The following is a 23,460-nucleotide window of genomic DNA, read 5'->3' as shown; positions in this document are numbered from 1 at the left end:
ACGCAAGTTAATAGTAATCATTCTCATTTGGGTTTGCAAGTCTTATTCTCAATTTTTCTTCAATAACGGCTATAGCTGTTTTTGAAGGTGTAATTTATGCTGGCTCAATTGCTGCTGATCCGGAGTCATCGCGGTGATCTGATACTGACTGTTAATCAACATTTTTAGCATACGCGGGAAGCAGTTACGGGTTTTAACTTCCACTTGAGAGTATCCTTGCTGACTTGCCCAGCTCTCCTGATACTCAAGCATACTCTTGGCGAGTCCTAAGCCTCGAAAATCAGGTGAGATCCCACCTAACCAACTATAGAAAACATCATCAGAAAGCTGGTAGCCGAGCTTAAAACCTGCGATTTCGCCCTCTACTTTTGCAATTAATAACAGGGCAGGATTTGATAATAGTCTGTCACTGATATCTTGACTTGAATGGCTGTTTTCAAATTCAGGGATCGATTCATATACGCGCTTTAGTTGCGCTATCGCTGCTGGGGTGATCTCTGTAATTGCTTCAATTTCAACTGTGTACATTGTAACTCTCGCTAGTTTCGCCAGTTCACCTTAGTTGTTTCTTCTAAACAATAATACCAATCGTAGTTAATAACTGTTCACTCTAGCTTGTTAAAATACTCGATAACGTCGTTATAAATTTTGATTGTAGAATAACTACTTATCAAAAATTCCCGCCTTGTTCTCAAGCACTTTTCCTACGCTATTTCTGAACACTTAGCTACTGTAATTGGTATAAGAAGCAAAGGTGAACGAATTGGCGAAATTATAACAGGTCTGTCCAGTTGCTGTTAAGCCTCAATTAGCGTTAGAGTGCGGTTTTGGGAGCTGTCTCTTGCAAAATCTTATCTTGCAACACCTTCAGTAATAGACCGTAGGCGGGTAAGAACAAGCCTAGACTAACGATAAGTTTGAAACCGTAGTCAACCGTTGCTATTTCCGGCCAGTTGGCGGCCATAAAGCTATCTGTTGAAGCGTAAAAAGCGAGAGAGAAGAACACTAATGTATCGACGAGGTTGCCGATAATCGTTGATGCTGATGGTGCAACCCACCAAGATTTTGTTTGTCTTAGTTTGGCAAATACAAAGATATCCATCAATTGGCCTATCAAATAAGCCGCAAAACTGGCAAAGGCGATTCTAAAGACAAAACTGTTGAACTCTAGTAACGCAGCGGCACCTTGAAAGCTACCTTGATGAAACACAACACCCATGAGATAAGAGATGATTAAGGCTGGAAGCATGGCAAGAAAGATGATTTTTCGTGCTGCCTGTTGACCAAAAATTCTAACGGTAAGATCGGTTGCAAGGTAAACAAATGGAAAGCTAAAAGCGCCCCAGGTGGTATGCAGTTCAAAGATCTGAAACGGAAGTTGCACCAAGTAGTTACTGGCACAAATAATAACAATATGAAAGCCTGCTAAAAGCAGTAACGCACGGCGAACCTGCGTTTGAGATAACATCAACATCTTGTGGCCTTTTTTAATAAATCGGGCGGGGTGAGGGAACCCGCAATAGCAAGTATCGCTATAATTTTACAATTTTTGGTTAATCAAAGTAGTGTGAACCCATAATCGGGGCGGCAAATTATAGAGCAGAATTTTTTCAGAGCAAGTATAAAAATGATGTAGCAGTTGATTAACCACTACATCATAGGATAACTGATTGATTTTTTTGTTGGCACTAAAGCTCGGTCAGTATCGACAGAATGGTGGTTAGCTTGTTTTCCAACTCGCTCCACTCTTTATCGGCCTCAGAGCCAGTGACAATCCCCGCCCCTGCAAATAGATTGATACGACCTGGCTCAATACGTGCACTGCGAATAGCGACTGCAAACTCGCTTTCATGTTTATTGAAGTAGCCGCAAGCACCAGCGTACCAGCCTCTGACGTATCCTTCCTGTTGGCGAATAAAGTTCATCGCTGGTTCTTTAGGTAAACCACCTACTGCGGGCGTGGGGTGCAGTGCTTGAATGAGCTGAAAATCATTCACTCCCGCTTTGAGTTCGGCTCTAATAGAGCGATGTAGATGTTGGATATGGCTTAATTTTAATACTGTTGGAAACTCTTCTGCACCAACGTAATGGCTTAAAGGGTTCAATACATCAACGATTTGTTGCCTAACTAACTGATTCTCATGACTGTTCTTAGTATCGTCCAACAGCTCTTGTGCTAAGGCTTTATCTTGCTCCTGGTTAATACCTCTAACGGTTGTCCCTGCTAGTGCTTCGGTAAACAACTCCCGTTGTCTACGGCGATATAAGCGTTCAGGAGTACAAGAGATAAAGGCGCTTTCGGGACTAAACTGAAAGCCGAACTGGAAACTATTTGGGTTTCTTCCTTGCCAACACGCAAGCAGTGTCCAAGGGTCGACCTGTTCGTTTATCTCAAGCTGAGTTTGGCGAGATAGCACTACCTTCGGAGTTTCCTTAATAAACTTTGGGTGAGTGACTTGATTAACCAGTTCAGTCCAGCGATAACGATCAGGCTTATCGCTGCGACCCATTAACGCGACTTTATTAGGTGGCGCTAGAGGCTTGGGTTTATCCAAACTGGCTATCGCGTGTAGCGCATAAGCAATCTCTTCTTCGAAACTATTTTCGGTAAAGTTAAGATTGACGAGCAGTTTAAATTCATTGCCACTGCGGCGTAATTCAATGCGAGGTAAAATAAAGCGCGCCTTACCAAACTCTGGCCAGCTTTCATTCTTGCGATCGAAAGCAACGCCACCATAATATCGAACGTCTTGATTATTCGTCAGTGCTCTTTGTTTTTGATACTCAGCCGACATCTCTAGATCGTCAACATCATCACCAAAAAAGAAGTCTTTACAACAACCAATCGCGGCAACTTCCTCTTCCGTGTCTCGTCCTTTCCAATAGATCCTCGGATACGTAGACTGGGCTGCTAACCAAGCAATTACCGGGATCGCCGACACCGTCACCGACAGCTGGATAATGGGGTCGCTGTGTGGTTGAAGAGTAAAGGATGTGAGCTTGTCGGTTAAAGACTTAATAGCGTGAGACAGCAAAGGGGCGGTCAATAAAAACTCCAAATCGTATTTCTTATGGCTTGTATGAGGTGCTGACCTCTATGTGTCATTCAGCCAGTTTCAAAGTGGTAATAAGAATCTTTACCACAAAGTAATATCCGCTGACTAGAGTGTCAAGTCGGTTGCTTTGCTGCTGTGAGCTATGACTGACTATTTTATGCTCATGCTATGGTTTTTTCTATTTGTAGAAAATGAGCTAAGCCTAGCTTATTCATTTTATTGCTTTTACTGTGTCTTTTTGTCTGTCACTAAATGCATGTTGGACATATTGTCCTTTGGTGCGTTGCCTCTTTCCTTCCTTTGTTTTAATTAGTTGATCTAGGTTTATATTTGTAAGTTATTGTCTTGTGCGCTGCCGCGCTCTTTCTAACAATAGACATTAATAATGTCGTTAGGATGATGAAAAACAATGAGAAATAGCAACAACAGTTTAAAGCTATCAGTAATAGCTTTGGCTTTGAGTATTAGTTATCAAGTGCAAGCCGATGAGATGGAGCGAGATCCAATACTCAATGTAACTGAAGTCATAGTGGTCCATGGAGAGAAAGCGGCGGTAACTGAATCGGCAACCACTCATTGGAGTCTTAACGAAGAAGAGATCAAGGCTACCGGAGCGCAAAGCTTAGATCAGTTACTCAAAAACGTTCCTGGACTGTATGTCAGAGTGGGCGGGCAAGGAAGTCCAAGGGTTGATGTGCGAGGTTTTAAAGCGCGTCATGTAATCTATTTAATCAATGGTGTGCCTGCAAATGGTGCCGAAGATGGTCAATTCGACCCAAGCTTAATACCTGCTAGTCAAATCGGTTCTGTTGAAGTTTCGGTAGGGCCAACTTCTGTACTTTATGGGCCAGGTGGTGCAGGGGGCGTGATTAATATTATTACTAAACAGGGCGAGGATGCACCGAGTTTATCTGGTCGACTTGAAGCCGCCGAAGATAATACTTTTAACGGTGATATCAGTGTGGCTGGAAGTGGAGATAGCTGGCAGGGGGTGATTAATTATAGCCGCCAGCAAACTGATGGTTGGCCAATGTCGAGTGACTATAACGACACTGAGTTTCAGCAGGGTGATGTACGTAATAATGCCGACAAAACCTTAGATAATGTATATGCACAAGGCAGCTATCTGCTGAGCGATAACACTCAGTTAATGGCTAATATGAGCTTTAAACAGGGCGAGTGGGGCAAGCCAAGTCGAGATGGTAGCGGTTCAGGGAGCGCTAAGTTTGAGAGGGTTGACGATTACCAAGCAAAAACCTTTCAACTTGGATTGGCACATAAGTTCAATGAGATGTTTACCCTGCGTGGTTTTGGCTATTACAACCAGAGTGATGTATTAGAGTCTCAATATAAAGATGACTCTTACCAAGCGATAAAAGCGCAGCAAGATGGCCGCTCTACTGTAGAGGGCGGTAATCTACAGTTCATTTCCAACTTTGACCAAGCTGGTATTGTCACAACGGCAATTATTGCTGAAAAGCAAAGCTGGCAGTCACAGGCACTTGCAAGTAGCAAAAGTAGTAAAAGCGGTTCAGGTAATGGCGGTGGAAGTGGAAATGGCGGCGGCAATGGTGGTAACGGCAGTGGCAACAGCGATAACTTTGATGACTCTGCATGGTTATATACCGCGGCGTTAGAGTACCAATACCAAGCAGATAACTATGGCGTAACGCTCGGCGGCGCTTTTCATGACCAAGACAGGGTGTCTGAATCTGAAAGTGATTACTCAGGACAGTTATCACTCTACTGGCAAGCATTAGAGCATACCCGTATTAATATGGGGGTGGCACGTAAAGTCCGATTCCCTTCTATGCGCAATCTCTATGCTCAATCCTCAGGGAATACAGATCTGCAGGCGGAAGTTTCACAGCACTTTGAGTTGGGCTTATTGCAGGATATTGGTTACTCAACAGAGCTGAATATCGCAGGCTTTTATACCGATGCCGAAGATTACATTGCCAAAGACTTAGCTGGTACTTATCAAAACATGGGCGACTATGCTTTCAGAGGGGTCGATCTGCAGCTGCAAAATAATAGTATCGATGACCTGTCGATGACTTTTATGTATAGCTTTTTAGATACTGAAGACAAATCTGCGGCAGAGACATTCCAAACTCTAGAATATCGCCCTCGCCATCAACTACGGTTTCAAGCGCAATATCAACTGCCATTTGCAATGCGTATCAATCTAAATGTTGAGCGGATCATGGATCAAATCTACTACGCCCAACACAAGGTAGCAGGAGAAAAGATTCTGGTAGAACAGTCGTTAGATGACTACACCTTGGTTGATCTTAATTTGGTGCAGCCATTGCTTGAGGACAAGTTAGAGCTGTACCTAAGGGCCACTAATTTATTGGATGAAAATTACTATCAAAGTGAGTCATTACCTCAAGCGGGTCGCCAAGTGTTTATTGGTTTGAACTGGCAAATTTAGTAAACCGGAGGTCGCAGATGCAATTAATTGAGCTAAAAGGGATTCATTTTGGCTATGACACATACCAGGCTAAGGTCTTGGATGACCTAAACTTGGTGGTCAACCATGGTGAGTGTCACTGCATCAGCGGCGCAACTGGCTGCGGCAAATCGAGTTTACTACATCTTATTGCTGGAGAGTTGTGTCGCCCTTTTGAGGGGGAGATGATGCGCCATCCTGCGTTAATGGTAGGGCTGGTGATGCAAGATCCTAATGTACAGGTTCTACGTCAAAGCGTAGGGGCTGAGATTGCATTTGCGCTAGAAAACCTCGGTGTCCCCTCAAACGAAATGTTAGACAAAGTACAGCAAGTACTGCGACGGGTTGGGCTATATGTCAGTATTGATACGCCAATCGATGTGCTGTCTTTAGGGCAAAAGTACCGTTTAATGCTTGCTGCTCAACTGGTGTTTGAGCCAAATTTACTGCTGCTAGATGAACCCTGGACTCAACTTGATAACCATGGAGTGCAGGAGCTGTACTTTGTACTTAAGGGGTTACTTCGTGACGGTGTCTCCATTGTGATGGTGGAGCATCAGCCGCAAGCATTTGGCCAGATTGTTTCCCACCTATGGCAGTTAGAGAGGGGCAAGTTAGTCGCGGGTCTATACCAGCCTTCAGGGCAGCACAAGCAAAGGCTGCCAACATTAGCTGCTAGAGGTGTGGATGCAACAGAGCAAAGGCTGTTGATATCACCGCACCGTTTTCAGTTTTCTGCGGGTTCGGCTTTATTTCGCTGTACCGAGTCATTAAGCGTGGGAGCAGGAGAGATTGTCGCCTTAGTTGGAGATAATGGCACAGGTAAAAGTAGCTTTTTAAAAGCGCTGGCAGGGATGCAGGCTGATATCGGGCAGTTACCATTTTTAGTGTTGGGGAAACGGCCTAAATTAGGCATTTATGGCGCAAATCTGTGCCTGTTGTTACAAAGGCCGAACCGGCAACTGTTTGAGCCGACAGTATTGACTGAGATGCAATTTAGCTTGCGTCGTTTCAGGTTGCCTTTATCTCGGGCTGAACGAATGTTGCACCAGCTATCTCTAAGCCACTTATCGATGGCGTCACCCCATAAATTGTCCTACGGACAGCAGCATATTATAGCACTGGCATCACTTGCCTGTTTGCAACCCAAAGTGTTGTTACTTGATGATCCATTTGCCGGCCTAGATAGCTTGCATTGTGACAAGGTGTGGCAGCTTTTGCTGCAGCTACGTCAAAGAGGCTGCGCCATCTTACTCACCTCTCACAGAGAGGTGTCATACGGTGATGTAGACAGGATCTGGTATATCGAATCAGGTTACTTGACAGCTATAGCTGCGCCGACGGAACAGGCCGATGCGGGCTAAATGGCCAGAATCTTCGGGTCTTAATATGAAGCATAGGGCAAAGTCGGTGCGAATTTGCATGCGCCAGAGTCACCGCTGTGCTTTCGCCTTGGTCTTGAGCTTACTGTTGGCAAGTTGCGCTTTCTTTGTACCGAGTAGTGCATTGTGGATATTAGTGAGCATTAATGCGGGTTTAATCGCTCACGGACTAGTGCTAAAGAAAAAAATAACCATGTTGCTGCGTTTAGCGGCCGTGCAATTTATTACCACTATGGGGCTTTATTATCTGTTTTATGGTGAAAGCCAGCTTTTAGATGGCGCGGTGGTGGTACTTAGAGTCCTATTGGCAATGTTACCAGGCTGGTGGCTTTCAAGTACTCAAAGCCCAGAGCGACTTGCAGAAGTGTTAAGTTGGCTGCTGCCACACAAGTGGGCATTTGTCATTGCGGCTTCACTAAGTCTACTGCCGTTTATGTCCCAAGAGCTAAAAGAGATCTACCAGATCCAATGTATGCGCGGTGCGAGGATCACACCTAGAGCACTTCGAAACCCAAGCAATTGGCCTGAATTTATTTATTGCGTGTTACTGCCGCTATTGATCCAACTATTAAAGCTATCGAAGCAGATGGCGCTGTCGGCAAAGTTACGCCATTTTGGCAGCGGTAATCATGTAACGCATTGGCCTTCAACGAGAGACGAAAAATGAAACTTCACTTCGAACTGCAAGATGCGTTATTTATTGGCTTTTGCGCGACCTTATTGGTGATTTTAAAAAGTATGTTGCGGCTTAAGCTAGGGCTTAGTGGTCACTCAATGTTCTTAATGACCTTTTTCTATCTACTTTGCTACGGTGCGGTAGGTCGAGTGGGCAGTATTACTGCATGTGGTTTACTGGCTGGCATGGTGGCAATGATGCTGAGTGTTGGTAAAGGCGGGCCGTTAATTCTGCTCAAATTCGGCATGCCAGCCATCGCCATGGATTTAGCGTTAATGGTGATTGCGGGTGTTTTTAAATTACGTTGGCAGTGTGTATTGCTGGCTTTGGCTGGTTGTTTAGCGTGGGCGAGCAAAGGTTGGATTGAGAATATGCTTGCGGGAATGAGCCAGCAGATTGCTTTGACCAAGTTTGCAGTTAACTTTCTGCAAGGGGGGCTGTTTGCGCTCGGTGCTGCGTTGATTGTTCCTAGCGTGCTAAGGCGCCTGCAATCTCACGACTTACTGCAAGACCGACATCAAACCCTTGAGTAACCAATCGCAATTAACATCTATAGGATTAAGAATGAAAAACTGGCTAATTTGTATCGATGATACTGACGATATCGGCACTAAGGGCACAGGAGAGATCGCCGAAGAGATAGCGAGTCTTTTACAGCAAGAGCCGCTGAAAATGGCTGAGCATAAAGGCCACTGCATGGTGACTCGTCACCAGTTATATGTTCATCCTGACATCCCTTATACCTCCCATAACAGTGCCATGTGCTTTCAGCTTGAAAGTCATCTCGACTTTGCCGATATAAAGCAAATATGTGTCGCTCACCTGATGCAAGAATCGGCAGCAGCTTCGGATCCTGGCTTGGCAATACTTGATATGAGTTCATCTTACGATATCAATGCCTTAATCGCCTTCGGCCAGTCAACCAAAGAGACTGTTAAAACCAAGGTGCAAGCCTATGAATTGGCCACTGAGCTGGGTATCGACCTGACCGAACATGGTGGTACGGGGCAGGGGGTAATAGGGGCTTTAGCCGGTCTTGGCTTACGTTTAAGTGGTCAAGACGGTCGTGTTAAAGGTCAGTTTTGTTTAGGAGAGTACAATAAAGACGCTGACATTGAATTCACAGTGGCTGATATTTTAGCGAACACTCCTTTGCAAGCGGTGCTCAGTGATAGCGGTGAAATATTAGCAGATGATGAACGAATACTATTAACTGGCAAGGTAAAGGCAGTATACCGCCAGCATATGTTTGCGCTCTTAGTCAGTCGTCATGGTTCTGCTTGGGTGAATGCTTCTAAGCAAACACTTAAAACATATTAGAGGCTGCTATGGATAAATGGTTTACCTATATTGATGGGGTGTGGCGATTTAAGTTCGATACAAACTCATATTCGGCTTCGCGAGAAGCGGCAAAAGCATGTCGCTTTTTTGCTGAGGATGATGAAGATGAGCAAACTGACGACCATTCTCAGTCTTGCTTCAACTGCCTTTACCGACGTTGGGGTTTAAATTGTTTCGATTGTTATAAAAAAGTAGGCTCACTCTGAGAAGGGTTTCTCACATTAGTATTTGATATTTAACCATTGTCATGGACTATCTTTTTGTTTTCTGATCTTGCTCTACATTAACCAAGTGTTTTAGTTGGCTTTAGCTATGGTGATTTTTTTTCACTCGGAATAGAATGTCTGCCTCTACGTAAAATAATAACCATAAGCTGAAGATATATTCGGCAACATAAAACTAACAGTTTGTAGAGACGGCGCTGCTTTTTTGTAGTGCTTTGCAAGTTTTATCATCCGGGGATAAAAGAGATAATGGGTGATTCAGTTGAATCAAAAGGCTTAATAAAAGTATCGGTCGCAAAGCTCGGTGTAGGAATGTTTGTCGAATCAATTGACAACACCAAGGGGCAAGTGAGCATTGCTAACGCAGGGCAGATCCGCAGTAAAGAAGCCATTGCAAAGTTGCTTCGCAGCGGTATTACCCACGTGTGGGTTAATGCTGAGCGCTCATCAGCAGATTGCGGTTTAAATAAGCCAAATCTGAAGCCTACTCCAGTGGTAAAAAGAGTCAGTACAGATCGAGTAAACACTCAAAAGAAAGCCAAAGAATTAATGGTTGAGGCAAAAGATCTCATCCAAAAAGTGCTGTCTGAAACTTTTGAAGGAAAAGCGGTAGAAGTTGAGCCATTTGAGGCGCTTGCTGACAATATGATTGAGTCAGTACTGCTTGATGCTGATGCGTTGAAGTGTGTATCAGCTCTGCGTTCAAAAGATGCCTACCTGTTAGAGCACTCTATTAACGTTGCATTTCTGCTAGTCACCTTTGGTCGTTATTTGAAGTTTGATACTGATATGCTAAGAAAGTTAGCTGTCGGTGGGATCTTACATGACATCGGCAAGATTAAAGTCGATAGTGCGATTTTAAATAAACCAGGAAAATTAACCGCTGAAGAGTTTGAGCATGTAAAGTTGCACCAAACTTTTGCGATTGAAATCATGAGTAACACCGCTGGTTTATCACAAGTCAGCAAAGATATTAGCTTAATGCATCATGAGAAGCTTGATGGTAATGGTTATCCACGCGGGTTAAAGGGTGATGAGATCCCTATCCATGGGCGAATGAGCTGCATTGTTGATATATTCGATGCGTTAACAGCCACCCGTTGCTACAAAGAGGCTATGAGCCCCGCCGCAGCCTTTAAAATTCTGCTGAGCTTAACGCCATTTCATTTAGATCAGGCATTGGTCTACGACTTTATTCGCTGTGTTGGGGTTTATCCCGTAGGCTCATTAGTCGAGTTATCTGATGGACGAGTCGGTATCGTTTGGGAAGCTAAAAATCGCGACGCTCTACATCCTAAGGTTAAGTGCTTCTATTCAAATAGACATAAGCTTTATACCGAAGTGACTATGGTTGATCTACTCAAGTCAGAACTTAATATTGAAAAAGGGATCTCGCCAAGTAGCTTAGAGATAGATCCGACTCCATTCTATTAAACTTTCTCGAGTGAAAGCCTTAAAAAGCGCCGGTAGGGCGCTTTTTTGTGACCTCTATTTCATATGTTATTTTGATTAGTTGATCCACTCCTGTCATTTGATTTTTACTTTATTATCAACTGAATTAAGTCGATATGATTTGCTCTAAAAATCAGAATGAACTACAACAGGTGACTTATGCTTAAACGTCGGCAATTTTTGAAAATGGGCTCAGCTGCAGTTGCGTCGAGCTTGCTCACGCTCCCAGTCGTAACCGCGGCAAACACCACTGCCACAACCGCGTTATTTCAACCCAATCGTTATCGCGTGTTAGCTTTGGTGTTTGATGACTATGAAACCCTAGACTTGCACGGCCCAATTGAAATGTTAGGCCATATGCCAAATGTTGAGATAAAGCTGGTGGGGCCCACCGAATTTGTAAAAAGTTATCAGGGCCCAAGGGTGGTTGCAGATGTATTGATGGACAGTACTTATGATTGCGATTTGTTGCTTATTCCGGGTGGACTAGGTACCCGAACATTAGTCGATAATGTGCCGATGCTGCAGTGGCTTGCTGCTCAGGTAGAGTGCAGTGAAAAGGTATTCTCTATCTGTACAGGCTCGGCGTTATTAGCTAAAACAACTAAGTTAAGCGGAGTAACTGCAACCACCAACAAAATGGCCTATAAATGGGTCACATCGCTGGCTGAAAACGTTAATTGGCAGCCTAAAGCACGTTGGGTAGATGATGGCAAGTTCTTAACCTCCTCAGGTGTTTCTGCCGGTACTGACGCTGCATTGTACTGGGTTAAGACATTGCATGGTGAAGTTGAGGCTCGACGCATTGAAACGCTTACCGAGTACCACTGGGTGGATGACAGCAGTAACGATCCTTATGCTGTTTCTTTATAAACAAAAAGTATAGCCTTATCTGAAAATGCTATTAATTAGTAATAAAGGATATTGGCAGAAATATTAAAGCTCCTCAATAATTGCGTTTTACATAGCACGCTAATTGGGAGGAGCGCATGAACAAATGGTTAATTTTACTCTGCTGCATGATCTTTATCAGCGCTTCGTTATTGACGACGGGTTTAACTCGAGCGCTTATCGATTTAGCAGCTTTTAGTGCGTTGCTTTGGATTGTACTTCGCCATCAAAATAGCGCAGAAGATTAACGGTACAGTGAAACTTAGTAGAGGATATAGGCGAGTGAACTTGTGCCAATTGCCAGCCACAACAATAGTCCAAGTACTAACGGCTTAGCGCCCGTTGCTTTCATCTTTTTCAGCGTGATCCCTGCACCAATTAAGAATAAACACACCACTAACAAGCGTTTAGACACACTGAATGCGACCTCATAAAATGGCGCTCCTTGGGGGAGCCAATAAGCAATTGCGATGGTTAAGCAGTAAAAGCCAATAAAGTAGGGGATAGTAACTTTTTTCTTATCACCACTAAAAAGCAAAGCACTGACTAAAGCAATGGGAATAATCCACAAGGCGCGTGCGAGCTTAATGGTGGTGGCAGTGGTTAGTGCTTCATTACCATAAGCGGAAGCGGCCCCAACGACTGAAGATGTATCGTGTATTGCTATAGCACTCCACACGCCAAACTCATGTTGTGTCATGGATAATGCATGACCAATGGCTGGGAATAAAAATAGTGCGATGGAATTAAGTATAAATACCGTCGCCAAGGCCACAGCAGCTTGTTCGCTGTTTGCCTTGATTGCAGGCGATACCGCTGCAATCGCACTACCGCCACAAATAGCGGTACCCGATGCAATCAGGTAACCCGTTTTGCGATCAAATCTCAGTAAGCGAGTTAGCAGCACACCCAATACTAAAGTGAAGATGATTGAACCAATAATCAGTGGTAGGTTGTCTAAGCTCACTGTTATTGCATTTTCGAGCTCAATACCAAAGCCTAATCCAACAATAGAAAAAGCTAATAGCTTTTTGGTCAAGTTTGCCAGAAGTCGCTGATCAGGTGCCCAGCCGATACTGGCAAGGGTAAAACCGAGAATGAGTGCAATAGGCGATGAAATCACTGGCAACAAACACAGCAGAGCAATGATGATAAAAAGGGTGAGTTGTGTTCGTGGCTGATTGAGGGTGGACATTAAATGAGTGAGGTACCGGCAGCGATTGAGCTGCTGAGTATAGCGTTTACTTTAATTTTGATAAATTAAATACTACTTACTTTTATGGTCAATAAAATTGAACCTACATTTATCAATATAGATTGATAAACACTCAGCTGTTCAGAGCGTTGGTGCACGTTACATCTCATCTTTACTCTATGCCGCAGATAAATTTCATTTATTTACATAATTTGACTGTAAGCCATTTGGTTTTCACAGAAAATGAAGCTCATTAACATTGTGTGCTGGTATTGATTAGACTCCACCGCACAGTGAAACGTTATCGGTATGAAATGTAGCACTTGCCGCTTAGCTCACACTGTCCTTCAAAGTCTCCCAGTGTTCTATAGGGTTTATTCAGTGCTGAAATTCATAGCTATTTTTATTTGTTGTTTTGTCAGCGGTTGTTCATATTGGTGGGGAAAGCAAGATGCGAATGAACAGCAGTTCTACCATCGGATTAATGAGGCCTATGACTTTGAAGTGACCCATTGCGATAGTTTTGCTATGGCGCGTGGTAAAGGACGCGGAGCGCATGCGCTGCAAGAAGCTAAAAACCAAGCGATGAAGTACGCAGAAAAACTCAATGGCACCCACATTGTTTGGCTCCATATTGATCAAGGTGAGGTGGTAAAAGTCGTTGCTGTTATTTATAAGTGCCAGCAGTAATATTCACAAGCTACAGCCATATAGCTGATATCAGTACAAACTTTCCGCTTAAAACTTCTATATCGCTTGGCATACACTTTTTACTTACAGTAGCTTGCATCATTATGGCTACATAAATAGTACTGTAAAGAATAAAATTTTCACAAAAAATTGAAGTGGATCTCAATTAATTGAATGAGAATCAATATCATTTGCGTTATCGTCTTGGTGAGAGAATAATCCGCGCCAAATGATAATAACCAACATTAGGTGAATGATGAAATCCACTATACTCCCCTCACTTTTAGCCGCCAGTATCGGTTTGGCGCTTTATGGTCCACAAGCCGTTGCAAACGATGTTTTGCCCGTACTGGCTGAAACCGAAACTCAATCAGTCGATCAAGCGGATGGCTTGTTGATTGAACGTGAGCAGATAAAAGTAAAACCGGTTAACAACAGTAGTCTGTCACAGCTATTAAAAACCCAGCCCGGCATTGCGATTAACGACGCGACGGGGTCGGTGCGTGGCGGAGATCTAGCGCCAGAAGAGATTTCATTGGCTAACGCCCGTCCGCATCAAACTAACTACATGATTGGTGGGGTCACCACCAACAATATTTCAACTTTTGGCGCTAATGACACGGCAGGAGGTTTAGGTGGCCATACTTCAGGTTACTTCTTCGATACCGAGCTTTTGGAGTCGGTTGAGGTGATGGACCGGAATGTCTGTGCTGAGTACGGCAGCTTTACCGGCGGTATTATCAATGCGGAGCTACGCAAACCTACCGACGAATTCACTGCAGAATACTCTTTTAAGATGACTGATAGTGACTGGAACAGTGATCCGACGTTAGATGAAGACAACGGCGATCTTGAATCGCCAGTCTGGGGAGATGGCCGTTATCAGGACCAATATCAAAAGCGTTTCCATAACTTGTTTGTTGGTGGCGCCATCAATGAAAACCACAAGCTTGGCATTGGCATCAGCTTACAAGAATCCGACATTCCGCTGATCTACAACGGCGAGCGTAAAGACCAAGGTCAAACGAACACCAATGTGTTTATAAACCACCTAGCTACGCTCGGTGCTTGGGAGATGAGCAATGAGCTGCGCTTCTCTGAGTTCACCGATAAGCGCTTTTTAAATGACACCTTTACTGATGAAACGGATGAGTTTAGTGACTACGAAAATAGCAGTTCAGGAATTGGCTATACCTTAAAGCTAGACCGCGAGTTTGCTGCCGGGATGTGGCGCAATACCGTGGCGTTTGATCAGCTCAAAAATGAACGTAGTGCTGATGTAAACTATTTCAAGACTCACTTTGATTACCGCACTGGCTTCGATATGGGTTCAGAAGGGTCCTACGGTAATTTAGATGAGACCCAAAACAGCAGTAAATTAAAGTCAGTGTTTGACTTCAATGCCCTTTATACGGGGAGTATTCGTCATCAAGTGAGCATGGGTGTTGATGTAACACTGCACTCCGCTGAGGGCACCTACCAAGAAGATTTTCATACCTTTACCCAATACAGCAACGCCGATGGCACCGTAGAGCTAGACTCGTGGACCACGACTGCTGCGGGTGACTACAAAGCCGATGCTAATCAGTATGCATTATTTGCTACTGACACCATTGAGTGGAATAAGCTGACGGTAAACTTAGGCCTTCGTGCTGAGCACATGGAGCTATTTGATCAAACGGTATTGGCACCTCGTATAAGTAGCAGCTGGGATTTTGAAACAGATAATACCAACCGGCTAACTGTTGGTGCATCGCGTTACTACAGCGGTAGCTTATTGGGCTGGGCGCTAAGTGCTGAAAAACGTGCCTTGCAAACTAATCGCCAAGACTGTGTTGCTGTGAGTGATGGTAATAACGTTAGCTTAGACCCAAATGACTACAGCTGTGAGTCGACAAAGCAGTATCAAGCCACCGATCTCAATCAGGCAGACACGCCATATTCAGACGAAATTAGCCTTAACTACGATCTTCAGTTTGGCAATGTTGTGATGAATGCGGGTTACCTGTATCGCCAGCAACGCGATGGCTTATCTTCCATCTACAACAGTGAGCTTGGCTATGACGAGCTGCACAACAACATGGAAAGCGACAGCAACATCTATTCACTGCGATTCAGCAATGCGGATGATTACGTATTCCTTGGTGGCAAGCTCGGTGGCTACCTAGATCTTGGCTATGTCGATGCTAAAGGCTCTGGCAGTACCAGTTCGGTCTATGACTCCCAAAACGATCTTAATGGTGGCTCGAGCACTGAATGGGTGATGCTGGACGGCGAGTTGATGCGCCGCACCGAAATGGAAGCCGGAAGTTATAACAGTGACTTCACTGCAGGATTGGCCATTAATGCCAATTGGGAGCAATACGGCGTGATGTGGAGCAACTTCATTAATTACGAAAGTGGTCGCAACCTGACACTGTTCCAGAGGCAAGAATCCCACGAGATCGACGGAGAGATGACGGGGGTCGCAGTGATGTCCAGCGCTGAAATGGAAAGCCTTGTCACTTGGGACACCAAAGTGAGCTGGACGCCAACCATGGCAGACGAGCGATTCACCTTGAGTGTCAGCGTGACCAACTTGCTCGATAAGCAAGTGAAGATCTCCACCTCGGGAATTGAGGATAACAGCAAGTTCACCGATGACTACTACAACCAAGGCCGTCAGGTGTGGTTGAGCGTAAGCGCGCGTTTGTAATCGCATCACAATTTCCCTGTTTGACAGCGGTGAGGCTAGCTCCCTTGTCGCTGCTTCTTTTATCCATTATTAAGGTTTTTATGAATAAGCTTCCTCTTAGTGTGCTAATCGCCACTGCTCTTCTAGCTGGCTGCAGTCATGCACCGTTGCCTGTGGCGACCGACACCCCTGTTGCGGCATTAGCGTCTCAATCTGCGCCGTTACCACTGCGCAGTGATATACAGCAGGGCACCCTCGCCAACGGCATGCAATATATCGTGCTACCCAACGCCGAACCGGCAGATCGCGTATCAATGCAGTTGATTGTCCACGCTGGATCGTTAGTTGAAGCCGATGATCAAAAAGGTATCGCCCATCTGGTTGAACACATGGCCTTCAACGGCACTGAAAAGTTCCCAGCAAACGGCATCATCGAGCATCAAGAATCACTGGGGATGGTATTTGGTCGTGACGTCAATGCCATGACCGAGTATTACACCACCTCGTATTATCTGCACTTGCCCAATAACAGCGAACAGATGATGGATGAAGCATTTACTATGTTCTCCGAGCAAATCAGTGCGCTAAGGTTTGACCCTGCCGAACTGGAAAAAGAGCGTCCTGTTGTTGAAGAGGAATGGCGTCGTGGCCTGAATATGATGGCGCGCCTAGGTACCGCAAACCGTCAGATCACGCTTGAAGGTAGTCGTTTTGGCGAACGGGACCCCATTGGCGATATGGATCTAGTGCGCAACGTCGACGCTGAGCGCATCGAGGCATTCTATCAAGACTGGTACCACCCTAATAACATGACGATGTTGGTGGTCGGTAGTATTGATAAATCGCAGGTTGAAGCTCTACTAAGTAAACACTTTGCCGCCATGCCAGCCAAAACCTTACCAGTTCGCCCTGATCTGACAGTGCCACTGCCACAAGAGTTACAGTTTAAAACAATCGAAGATGCCGAAATCACCACCGAAGTGTTATCAGTGAATTTACGTGCGGTGCAAGCAGAGGTTTATAGTGAAGCAGATTTAAAAGCAGAGCTATTGAATAGTTTAGCCATGATGATGTTCGATAACCGTTTACGAGTGCAGTATCAGACTGAAAGTGACTATGTGAGCCGAATGGTTGCAAGCGCTATGCCTTTGGCGACGGGCTACAGTAATGACCGCGTGATGGCGATCCTCAAGGATGGCAATTACTTAAAGGGAATGGAGGAGTTATTTACTGAAGTCAGTCGCTACGCCACTCATGGATTTAGCCAGCGCGACTTAGACACCGCCCGCAAGGAGTTATCGAGTCGTTATCGTACCATGGCAGATGGCCAGAAAGGGGCGAAGAACAGCCGTCAGATGATGGCTATATTCAACAAGATCCGTATGCAAAAACCACTAGTGCATATGAGTGATTATAATGCCGTTGCTCAGCGCGTACTGGCCGAACTTAGCATCGAAGAGATCAATAAACACTTCACTCAAACGATGAATCAGCGTGCGCCACTGGTGATTGCCCAGATTAATACAGATAATGCTGTCGCCCAACCTAGCATTGAGCAGGTTGAACAGTTATGGCTGCATACTCTTGCAAATCCACCAGCGGCACTTACGCAGCAAGCGGTTCCCAAGAGCCTGTTTGACAAGGTCCCCGCCCCAGCTGAAGTCGTCGACAGGCAAACCTTCGGTAACGTAATCAAATGGACTTTGGCAAACGGCGCACAAGTTTGGTACCAGTACAGCGATGAGTCGGTCAATCAAGTACAGCTGCAATGGCAAGGTTTTGGCGGCACTATGCAATTGCCACAATCTGAGCGTCGTGCGGCGACTTTGGCTGCTCGCAACTTGCGCTCGTTTGGCTACGGTGGTTTTAATTCAGAAGCGCTATCGACATTAAATGCTGAACACAATATGCGTCAGATCACTTATGTTCAGTTGGATCGCCAAGGCGTGTTTGGCAGTGCTGAACAGGACTCTGTTGAGGCGTGGTTGCAAAACCTGAATCTAATGTTAACCGCCCCCCAAGTGGACAGCACCATTTGGCAAGCGAAACGAACCTTTCTCGCACGCAATATCGAGCGCCGTAAAGATAGTCCGTCGAGCAATTTCAATAAGCAAATTGACCTATTACGTTACGTCAATACGCCGTCAAAACAACCGCTAAGCGCGGCAGAACTGCGTAGCATTACCTCGGAGCAACTATTGAGCGCCTATAAGGGGGTGTTCGGCACTGCTGCAGGGCACCAACTCGTGGTTATTGGTGATATTGAGGCTGAGCGCGTGCTTGATTTAGCCAGCCGCTACCTAGGTGCATTGCCAGCGGGAGAGGCCCACAGTGAACCGAAATTGCCGCCGCTTATCTCAGGTCGCCATCAGGTACTCATTGAAGCCGGAGAAGAGCCGCAAGGGATCACTAGCGTATTGTTTAATGTTGACTACCCCTACAGCAAAGAAGCGGAGTATCAGGCTTATCTGTTAACGCGGGTCGTGTCGCTGCGGATGCGAGAGCAACTGCGCGAAAAAGCCGGTGGGGTCTACAGCCCACGCTTTGGTATCAAGCTAGAACGTGCTCGTCAGCAAGCCTACGGCATGATTAGCTACTCACATCAGCCAGAGCGCGCCGAAGAACTGAAGCAGATGGCGCTAGCGATCACTAAAGATGTGGCTGCCAATGGTGTGACCCAAAAGGAGGTGGACACCATACGCGAACAGCTCCTAAGTGGCCTTAAACCGGAAGCGATAAACGATCGACACCGCTATCGTTGGCTGATTGAGATGGCCGCCGAAGATCACTATAGCGATCTGCATGAAAACTACCTGAAGTGGTTGAACAAGGTCACGCCAGCAGACTTGCAGCCTATGGCGACTGTTGTGCTGAATACTGACAACATCATCGACGCGCTGTTGCTTCCAGACAGTAAAAGCTAACTCAAAGTGATATAGAGGGCCCCGGTCATTAGCGGGGCAAATTTTTTTATGGATCTGTTAAAACAGTTTTGGCGTTTAGCTGCGCCCTACTGGTTCGATAAAGCGAACTGGTTCTCTTGGGTGTTGCTAGTGATGTCAGTCGGTGCAAGCCTAACCATGGTTGAGATCACGGTATGGCTGAACGAGTGGAACCGCGAGTTCTACGATGCCTTAGCCGAACTCAAAGTGGATGCTATCTACCCACTGCTGATTGATTTTTGTGGCTTGGTGGCGGTCATCGTGTTGTTGCTGGTCTATGCCGACTGGTTGTCGCAACTGGTGCAGATCCGCTGGCGTAAATGGATGACCGAACGTCTGCTTGATCGTTGGTTTGCTAACGGTACCTACTACCGTATGACCTTGGGCGAAGAGCCTGATAACCCTGATCAGCGCATTGCAGAAGATGCCCGCTTGCTCACCAGCGATAGCGTTGAGCTGTTTATTGGTGCTATCCGTTCGACGGCGGTACTGATCGCCTTTAGTTCGGTGCTGTGGCAGCTTTCAGGTAACCTTTCTATCCCTTGGAATGGCGAGATGATCCAAGTCGCTGGTTACTTGTTCTGGGTGGCACTGATCTACGCAATTGTAGGCACAGGTATTACTCAGTTGTTCGGCTACAAGTTGCACGGCTTGAACTATCAGCAGCAAAGTAAAGAAGCCGATTTTCGTGCCAGCTTGCTGCGCAAACGTGATAAAGCCGAGCAGATCGCGCTATTTAAAGGTGAGGCAAATGAGTTGCAGCAGCTTAAACGCAGCTTCACTGGCATCGTCAGCAACTGGGGTTTGTTGATGACCCGGCGTAAAAACTTAGGGCTGGTGGTGAACAGTTATCATCAAACAGCCAAGATGGTGCCATTGTTCGCCGGTATTCCGGCATTGCTTGCCGAGATCATTACCCTAGGCGGGCTATTTCAGGTGCGAATGGCCTTTATGAAGGTGTACTCCGGTTTTAGCTGGTTTGTACATAGCTATGATGACCTAACTCGTTGGTCGGCAACGGTGGTGCGTATTGGCCAGTTTGTTGAGGCAATGGAAAACCAGCCACTACTGCCAGAGCCAAATAAGCAACCACAGCTGGATTGCCAAGACCTTGATCTGTTTACCCCAGAAGGTAAGCCGTTGCTAAACAAAGTAGAGCTAAGTTTACCCCCGCATTCACAGTTATTCATCTCGGGAGTGAGTGGCTTAGGTAAGTCGACCTTATTACGCACACTCGCGGGGATCTGGCCATTTTATCAAGGTCAGTTTCAACAAGCTGAAGGCCAGACGATGTTGATGCCGCAAAAGCCCTATTTGCCTGCAGGAACCTTACGTGGTTGCTTGAGTTATCCGAGTGAGCAGTGCTATCAAGATGCTGAGTTAACCCGAGCGTTAGCACTGGTTGGTTTAGACAATTTGCTCGATAGTCTTGAGCATCAATGTGAATGGCAGCAACGTCTATCCGGTGGCGAGCAACAGCGGTTGAGTATCGCTCGTGCTTTGCTGGCTAAGCCTGACACCCTGATCTTAGATGAAGCAACCAGTAGTCTAGATCAAATGGGGGCTAAGCAGTTACTTGAGATGGTTAAGCAGCAACTGCCACAAACCAGCTTGATGATGGTGTCGCATCAATTAGCTCTTAAACCTCTGTTTGAACGTCACCTTGATCTGGGTCGTTTTGGAGTCACGCAGTGAAGCCGTTGCTATTACGAATATCTTTAACTTTAACCTGGTTATGGTTTGGCGTTGTTCAGGCCGAAACGCCTGAGTTGGCCAAGCTGGACCGTTTGATGTCGCAGCAGCTGCAAGTCGAGCGCGCAACGGCGGCCTTGCAAATAGAGGCGCAACAATCGCTGGCGGATAATAAGCGCCTCTTAGCGCTTTATCAGCAGGAGCATAAGGCGCTGACCAACGCCCTTGAGCGGCAGCAGCTGCAGCAGAGTGAAGTCGCTGAACAGCGTATCGCGTTACTCAATTCGCAGGCACAGCAAGAGCAGCGCAGCGAGCAATATTTGCAGCAATTGGAGCAGGGGTTACAACTTGTTAACTCTTTATGGCTGCAGCTCCCGCACCCGTTACAGCAAGGCTTGCAGGCAGAGTCGCAGCAATTAGCCGATCTGCAATTAGGCTTGAGTGTGCGCTATGGCGCGTTGATTGCTATTTTGTCGCGGCTAGAAGAATTTAACGCCAGTATCAGCCTACATCAGGGGACTATCGTTCACGAAGCGGAAAACTGGCGGGCAGAGCAACTGTTTATCGGCTTAGCGCAAGGCTATTACCGCTTGCCTGATGGCAAAGGTGTCGGGGTTGGTTATGCCACCGATGGCCTGTGGCAATGGCACAGTGCACCGCAATATAAGGCGCAGATCAACCATGCTTTTGCAATCTACCAAGGGCAGCAGTCCGTTGAGTTTATCAGCTTACCGTTAGCTGCTGTTGCGGAGGTTCAGCCATGAGACGGGTGAAAATGTTAGGTCTTAGCTTAGTGATGCTGGTAGCGCCCCTATGGGGAAATGCAGCCCCAAGCATTGCCCAGATAAGTATGCAATTTGAACAGAGGCTGGCACACGCTCAGCAGCGGCATCAACAGGTTACAGAGCAATTATTGCAGCAGCGAAAACCGCAGCTACAGCAATTGCAGCAGCTGGAAAGTCAGCTAATTGTTCTGCGTCAGCAATTGACGGGGCGTACTCGCGCTAAGGATGAGCAGTTTATGTCACTGCAAAGCCTACAGCAGCGTTTGAGTCAATGGCAGCAGCAGAGTCGCTATGTTGAAAACCTGTTAGCACGGTACTTGGGTAGCGGCATTGATGTGAATGACCCGCTGCAGTTTAGTCGTCGTTTAACGGCGCTGAAACAGGCCACGAACCCAGCTTGGCAAAAAGCGGAAGTCGTGGCATTAGATGGTCGCATGGTTAAAGGTACGCAGCTCACACTCGGGCCGTTGAGCTGGTTTGTTAATGGTGAGGGGCAAGGTTTTATTGTGGATACTCTAGCCAGCCCAGCGGCGCTAATTATGCCGTCGCCGCAGATACTGAGTGATCCACTGGCGATGCCTGTAGACATTAGCCAAGACAAAGCCATTCGCATTGCTGCTAATAAAGGTGGCTGGTTGGCAAAGCTAGATCGCGGCGGGATCTGGGTGTATCCGATTGTCATTCTGGGCGGATTGGCCCTGCTGGTGGCACTGATAAAACTCTTCGCACTAACCCGAATGACCAAGCTGCAACCGCAACTCGCGCAGCGTGCACTGGACGGTGAACAGCCAGATAGTGGCGGTTGGCAACAACAGTTGTTTGAGCTGGCCAATAGCCATCGTCATTGGCCACATGAAGCGTTGGCTGACAAGCTGCACCATCAATTACTGCAATGGAAATCTCAACTGGACAGTAAAATGGTGATGTTAGCGGCAACAGCTGCTGTGGCACCTCTGCTGGGGTTGTTAGGTACCGTTAGCGGCATGATCCACACTTTTGAGATGATGAACCTATTTGGTAATCAAGATCAAAATATGCTGGCTGGTGGGATCTCTGAGGCGCTAGTAACGACCGAGTTAGGTTTAGTTGTGGCGGTGCCGACATTGCTGTTACACGCCTATATTAATCGTCGCCACCAAGCCTATCTGGCGCAACTGGAAGCCGATACTGTGTTACTGGCTGAGTTGAGTCGAGTTAATCGGGAGGCGCTATGATCGAGATCTTATTATCGGTTAATGGGGTGATTCTGGGGTTGATCAGCTTGCTGGCACTTGCCATCTACTGGCAGGTATCTGATCTATTGCAGCAGTTGTTTCTTGGCCAGCCCAATTCCGCCACTCAACTGACTCTATGTTTGCTGCGTTGCCGGCAATTGGCTGGCTGGATCACGGTACTGCCATTACTTGGGCTATTAGGGACTGTTTCGGGCCTATTGAACAGTTTTAGCGGTCTAGCCAGTGACGATCAGCAAGTACTGACCGGCGGTATTGCTGAGGCATTACTAACGACTCAACTCGGACTCACAACAGCTTTACCCGCATTACTCCTGTTGATGCTGTGTCAGCGCCGTTGTGAGCGCGGCTCACTGGAGGCTGCATGCATCGACATTCAATAACCGACAGTGGTGAGCAAAACCTAACTATCGACATTGGTCCACTGCTGGATGTGGTGTTTATTCTACTGATCTTCTTCATCGTGTCAGCAGTCTTCGTGCAAGATACTGGCATTGAGGTCGATCGCCCAGCCAGCATCAGCCAAGGCGATGCACAGCAGCAAGCAGTGCTCATTGCCCTGAGTGCAGAAGGGGAAGTCTGGCATGGCGGTATGCAAATTGGGATGGCGGGAGTCACACCTATGCTTAAACAGCAGATGCGCAAAGGCCGCAGTGCGGTGATTGTACAAGCAGACAAACATAGCCTGACCGAAGCACTAATACAGCTGGTGGACTTGTGCAAATTGGCAGGTTTTTCTCAGGTCAGCGTTGCCACTAAGTCGGGGTCTTAGC

At 46.4% G+C, this 23,460-nt stretch carries 21 protein-coding genes; 17 read left to right on the top strand and 4 right to left on the bottom strand.

Annotation, left to right across the window (positions count from 1 at the left end):
• Nucleotides 1-69: 69 nt before the first annotated feature.
• The 3 genes from SWP_RS22010 to SWP_RS22000 all read right to left on the bottom strand — a co-directional run bounded on the left by SWP_RS22010 (nt 70) and on the right by SWP_RS22000 (nt 3,047).
• A complete protein-coding gene (locus tag SWP_RS22010) occupies nt 70-528 on the bottom strand; it encodes a GNAT family N-acetyltransferase (RefSeq protein WP_020914919.1) in 459 nt (152 codons plus the stop codon).
• A 286-nt stretch (nt 529-814) separates the two neighbouring features.
• Nucleotides 815-1,474: a 7-cyano-7-deazaguanine/7-aminomethyl-7-deazaguanine transporter gene (locus tag SWP_RS22005; protein ID WP_020914918.1), complete on the bottom strand. Its 660-nt coding sequence runs from the start codon at nt 1,472-1,474 to the stop codon at nt 815-817.
• A gap of 214 nt (nt 1,475-1,688) precedes the next feature.
• Nucleotides 1,689-3,047 (bottom strand): isochorismate synthase, encoded by a 1,359-nt coding sequence (locus SWP_RS22000; protein WP_020914917.1) that lies wholly within the window; start codon nt 3,045-3,047, stop codon nt 1,689-1,691.
• 418 nt (nt 3,048-3,465) lie between these two features.
• Here SWP_RS22000 and SWP_RS21995 point away from each other — a divergent pair, with 418 nt between their 5' ends.
• The 9 genes from SWP_RS21995 (at nt 3,466) to SWP_RS24290 (ending at nt 11,725) form a co-directional block, all read left to right on the top strand.
• Nucleotides 3,466-5,493 (top strand): TonB-dependent receptor plug domain-containing protein, encoded by a 2,028-nt coding sequence (locus tag SWP_RS21995; RefSeq protein WP_020914916.1) that lies wholly within the window; start codon nt 3,466-3,468, stop codon nt 5,491-5,493.
• A 17-nt stretch (nt 5,494-5,510) separates the two neighbouring features.
• Nucleotides 5,511-6,875, top strand: coding sequence for an ATP-binding cassette domain-containing protein (locus SWP_RS21990; RefSeq protein WP_020914915.1), 1,365 nt, complete (start codon nt 5,511-5,513; stop codon nt 6,873-6,875).
• Nucleotides 6,865-7,560 carry an energy-coupling factor transporter transmembrane component T gene (locus SWP_RS21985; protein ID WP_020914913.1) on the top strand — a complete coding sequence of 232 codons (696 nt, stop codon included), beginning with the start codon at nt 6,865-6,867 and terminating at the stop codon, nt 7,558-7,560. Before SWP_RS21990 ends, SWP_RS21985 begins: the two co-directional genes overlap by 11 nt.
• Nucleotides 7,557-8,102, top strand: a complete 546-nt coding sequence (locus SWP_RS21980) for a hypothetical protein (protein ID WP_020914912.1) — start codon at nt 7,557-7,559, stop codon at nt 8,100-8,102. Before SWP_RS21985 ends, SWP_RS21980 begins: the two co-directional genes overlap by 4 nt.
• A 31-nt stretch (nt 8,103-8,133) precedes the next feature.
• Nucleotides 8,134-8,889, top strand: coding sequence for a hypothetical protein (locus tag SWP_RS21975; protein WP_020914911.1), 756 nt, complete (start codon nt 8,134-8,136; stop codon nt 8,887-8,889).
• 8 nt (nt 8,890-8,897) lie between these two features.
• Complete coding sequence (locus SWP_RS21970) at nt 8,898-9,116, top strand: hypothetical protein (RefSeq protein WP_020914910.1); 219 nt, start codon at nt 8,898-8,900, stop codon at nt 9,114-9,116.
• A gap of 267 nt (nt 9,117-9,383) precedes the next feature.
• Entirely contained in the window at nt 9,384-10,568 is a 1,185-nt protein-coding gene (locus tag SWP_RS21965; RefSeq protein WP_020914908.1) for a cyclic di-GMP phosphodiesterase, read from the top strand.
• A gap of 177 nt (nt 10,569-10,745) precedes the next feature.
• Nucleotides 10,746-11,459 (top strand): DJ-1/PfpI family protein, encoded by a 714-nt coding sequence (locus tag SWP_RS21960; RefSeq protein ID WP_020914907.1) that lies wholly within the window; start codon nt 10,746-10,748, stop codon nt 11,457-11,459.
• A gap of 116 nt (nt 11,460-11,575) precedes the next feature.
• Nucleotides 11,576-11,725 carry a hypothetical protein gene (locus tag SWP_RS24290; protein WP_020914906.1) on the top strand — a complete coding sequence of 50 codons (150 nt, stop codon included), beginning with the start codon at nt 11,576-11,578 and terminating at the stop codon, nt 11,723-11,725.
• Nucleotides 11,726-11,739: 14 nt separating this feature from the next.
• On the opposite strand, the gene SWP_RS21955 is transcribed toward SWP_RS24290, so the two are convergent.
• The gene (locus tag SWP_RS21955) at nt 11,740-12,672 is read right to left on the bottom strand and encodes a YeiH family protein (protein WP_020914905.1); all 933 of its coding nucleotides are present in this window, start codon (nt 12,670-12,672) and stop codon (nt 11,740-11,742) included.
• A 381-nt stretch (nt 12,673-13,053) separates the two neighbouring features.
• On the opposite strand from SWP_RS21955, the gene SWP_RS21950 reads away from it, so the two are divergent.
• The 8 genes from SWP_RS21950 (at nt 13,054) to SWP_RS21915 (ending at nt 23,459) form a co-directional block, all read left to right on the top strand.
• The gene (locus SWP_RS21950) at nt 13,054-13,362 is read left to right on the top strand and encodes a hypothetical protein (RefSeq protein WP_228371092.1); all 309 of its coding nucleotides are present in this window, start codon (nt 13,054-13,056) and stop codon (nt 13,360-13,362) included.
• A gap of 253 nt (nt 13,363-13,615) precedes the next feature.
• Nucleotides 13,616-16,057 (top strand): TonB-dependent receptor domain-containing protein, encoded by a 2,442-nt coding sequence (locus SWP_RS21945; RefSeq protein WP_079891973.1) that lies wholly within the window; start codon nt 13,616-13,618, stop codon nt 16,055-16,057.
• An 80-nt stretch (nt 16,058-16,137) separates the two neighbouring features.
• Nucleotides 16,138-18,960 carry a M16 family metallopeptidase gene (locus SWP_RS21940; protein ID WP_044556183.1) on the top strand — a complete coding sequence of 941 codons (2,823 nt, stop codon included), beginning with the start codon at nt 16,138-16,140 and terminating at the stop codon, nt 18,958-18,960.
• A 48-nt stretch (nt 18,961-19,008) separates the two neighbouring features.
• On the top strand, nt 19,009-20,673 hold the full coding sequence (locus SWP_RS21935; protein WP_020914901.1) for an ABC transporter ATP-binding protein/permease: 1,665 nt from the start codon (nt 19,009-19,011) through the stop codon (nt 20,671-20,673).
• The gene (locus SWP_RS21930; RefSeq protein ID WP_020914900.1) at nt 20,670-21,434 is read left to right on the top strand and encodes a DUF3450 family protein; all 765 of its coding nucleotides are present in this window, start codon (nt 20,670-20,672) and stop codon (nt 21,432-21,434) included. Before SWP_RS21935 ends, SWP_RS21930 begins: the two co-directional genes overlap by 4 nt.
• Entirely contained in the window at nt 21,431-22,669 is a 1,239-nt protein-coding gene (locus SWP_RS23135; protein ID WP_020914899.1) for a MotA/TolQ/ExbB proton channel family protein, read from the top strand. Before SWP_RS21930 ends, SWP_RS23135 begins: the two co-directional genes overlap by 4 nt.
• The gene (locus tag SWP_RS23240; protein ID WP_020914898.1) at nt 22,666-23,070 is read left to right on the top strand and encodes a MotA/TolQ/ExbB proton channel family protein; all 405 of its coding nucleotides are present in this window, start codon (nt 22,666-22,668) and stop codon (nt 23,068-23,070) included. The genes SWP_RS23135 and SWP_RS23240 overlap by 4 nt, the downstream gene beginning before the upstream one ends.
• The gene (locus SWP_RS21915) at nt 23,052-23,459 is read left to right on the top strand and encodes an ExbD/TolR family protein (protein WP_020914897.1); all 408 of its coding nucleotides are present in this window, start codon (nt 23,052-23,054) and stop codon (nt 23,457-23,459) included. The genes SWP_RS23240 and SWP_RS21915 overlap by 19 nt, the downstream gene beginning before the upstream one ends.
• Nucleotide 23,460 lies beyond the last annotated feature (1 nt).

This window comes from Shewanella piezotolerans WP3 (assembly GCF_000014885.1).
Taxonomy (GTDB): Bacteria; Pseudomonadota; Gammaproteobacteria; order Enterobacterales; family Shewanellaceae; genus Shewanella; species Shewanella piezotolerans.
Note: the sequence above shows the minus strand (reverse complement) of the source record. Positions and strands in the feature narration are given on the sequence as shown.

Coding starts and splice junctions, on each gene's coding strand:
- SWP_RS22010 (WP_020914919.1), bottom strand. CDS start 528: ATGTACACAGTTGAAATTGAAGCAATTACAGAGATCACCCCAGCAGCG.
- SWP_RS22005 (WP_020914918.1), bottom strand. CDS start 1,474: ATGTTGATGTTATCTCAAACGCAGGTTCGCCGTGCGTTACTGCTTTTA.
- SWP_RS21995 (WP_020914916.1), top strand. CDS start 3,466: ATGAGAAATAGCAACAACAGTTTAAAGCTATCAGTAATAGCTTTGGCT.
- SWP_RS21990 (WP_020914915.1), top strand. CDS start 5,511: ATGCAATTAATTGAGCTAAAAGGGATTCATTTTGGCTATGACACATAC.
- SWP_RS21985 (WP_020914913.1), top strand. CDS start 6,865: ATGCGGGCTAAATGGCCAGAATCTTCGGGTCTTAATATGAAGCATAGG.
- SWP_RS21980 (WP_020914912.1), top strand. CDS start 7,557: ATGAAACTTCACTTCGAACTGCAAGATGCGTTATTTATTGGCTTTTGC.
- SWP_RS21975 (WP_020914911.1), top strand. CDS start 8,134: ATGAAAAACTGGCTAATTTGTATCGATGATACTGACGATATCGGCACT.
- SWP_RS21970 (WP_020914910.1), top strand. CDS start 8,898: ATGGATAAATGGTTTACCTATATTGATGGGGTGTGGCGATTTAAGTTC.
- SWP_RS21965 (WP_020914908.1), top strand. CDS start 9,384: ATGGGTGATTCAGTTGAATCAAAAGGCTTAATAAAAGTATCGGTCGCA.
- SWP_RS21960 (WP_020914907.1), top strand. CDS start 10,746: ATGCTTAAACGTCGGCAATTTTTGAAAATGGGCTCAGCTGCAGTTGCG.
- SWP_RS24290 (WP_020914906.1), top strand. CDS start 11,576: ATGAACAAATGGTTAATTTTACTCTGCTGCATGATCTTTATCAGCGCT.
- SWP_RS21955 (WP_020914905.1), bottom strand. CDS start 12,672: ATGTCCACCCTCAATCAGCCACGAACACAACTCACCCTTTTTATCATC.
- SWP_RS21945 (WP_079891973.1), top strand. CDS start 13,616: ATGATGAAATCCACTATACTCCCCTCACTTTTAGCCGCCAGTATCGGT.
- SWP_RS21940 (WP_044556183.1), top strand. CDS start 16,138: ATGAATAAGCTTCCTCTTAGTGTGCTAATCGCCACTGCTCTTCTAGCT.
- SWP_RS21935 (WP_020914901.1), top strand. CDS start 19,009: ATGGATCTGTTAAAACAGTTTTGGCGTTTAGCTGCGCCCTACTGGTTC.
- SWP_RS23135 (WP_020914899.1), top strand. CDS start 21,431: ATGAGACGGGTGAAAATGTTAGGTCTTAGCTTAGTGATGCTGGTAGCG.
- SWP_RS23240 (WP_020914898.1), top strand. CDS start 22,666: ATGATCGAGATCTTATTATCGGTTAATGGGGTGATTCTGGGGTTGATC.
- SWP_RS21915 (WP_020914897.1), top strand. CDS start 23,052: ATGCATCGACATTCAATAACCGACAGTGGTGAGCAAAACCTAACTATC.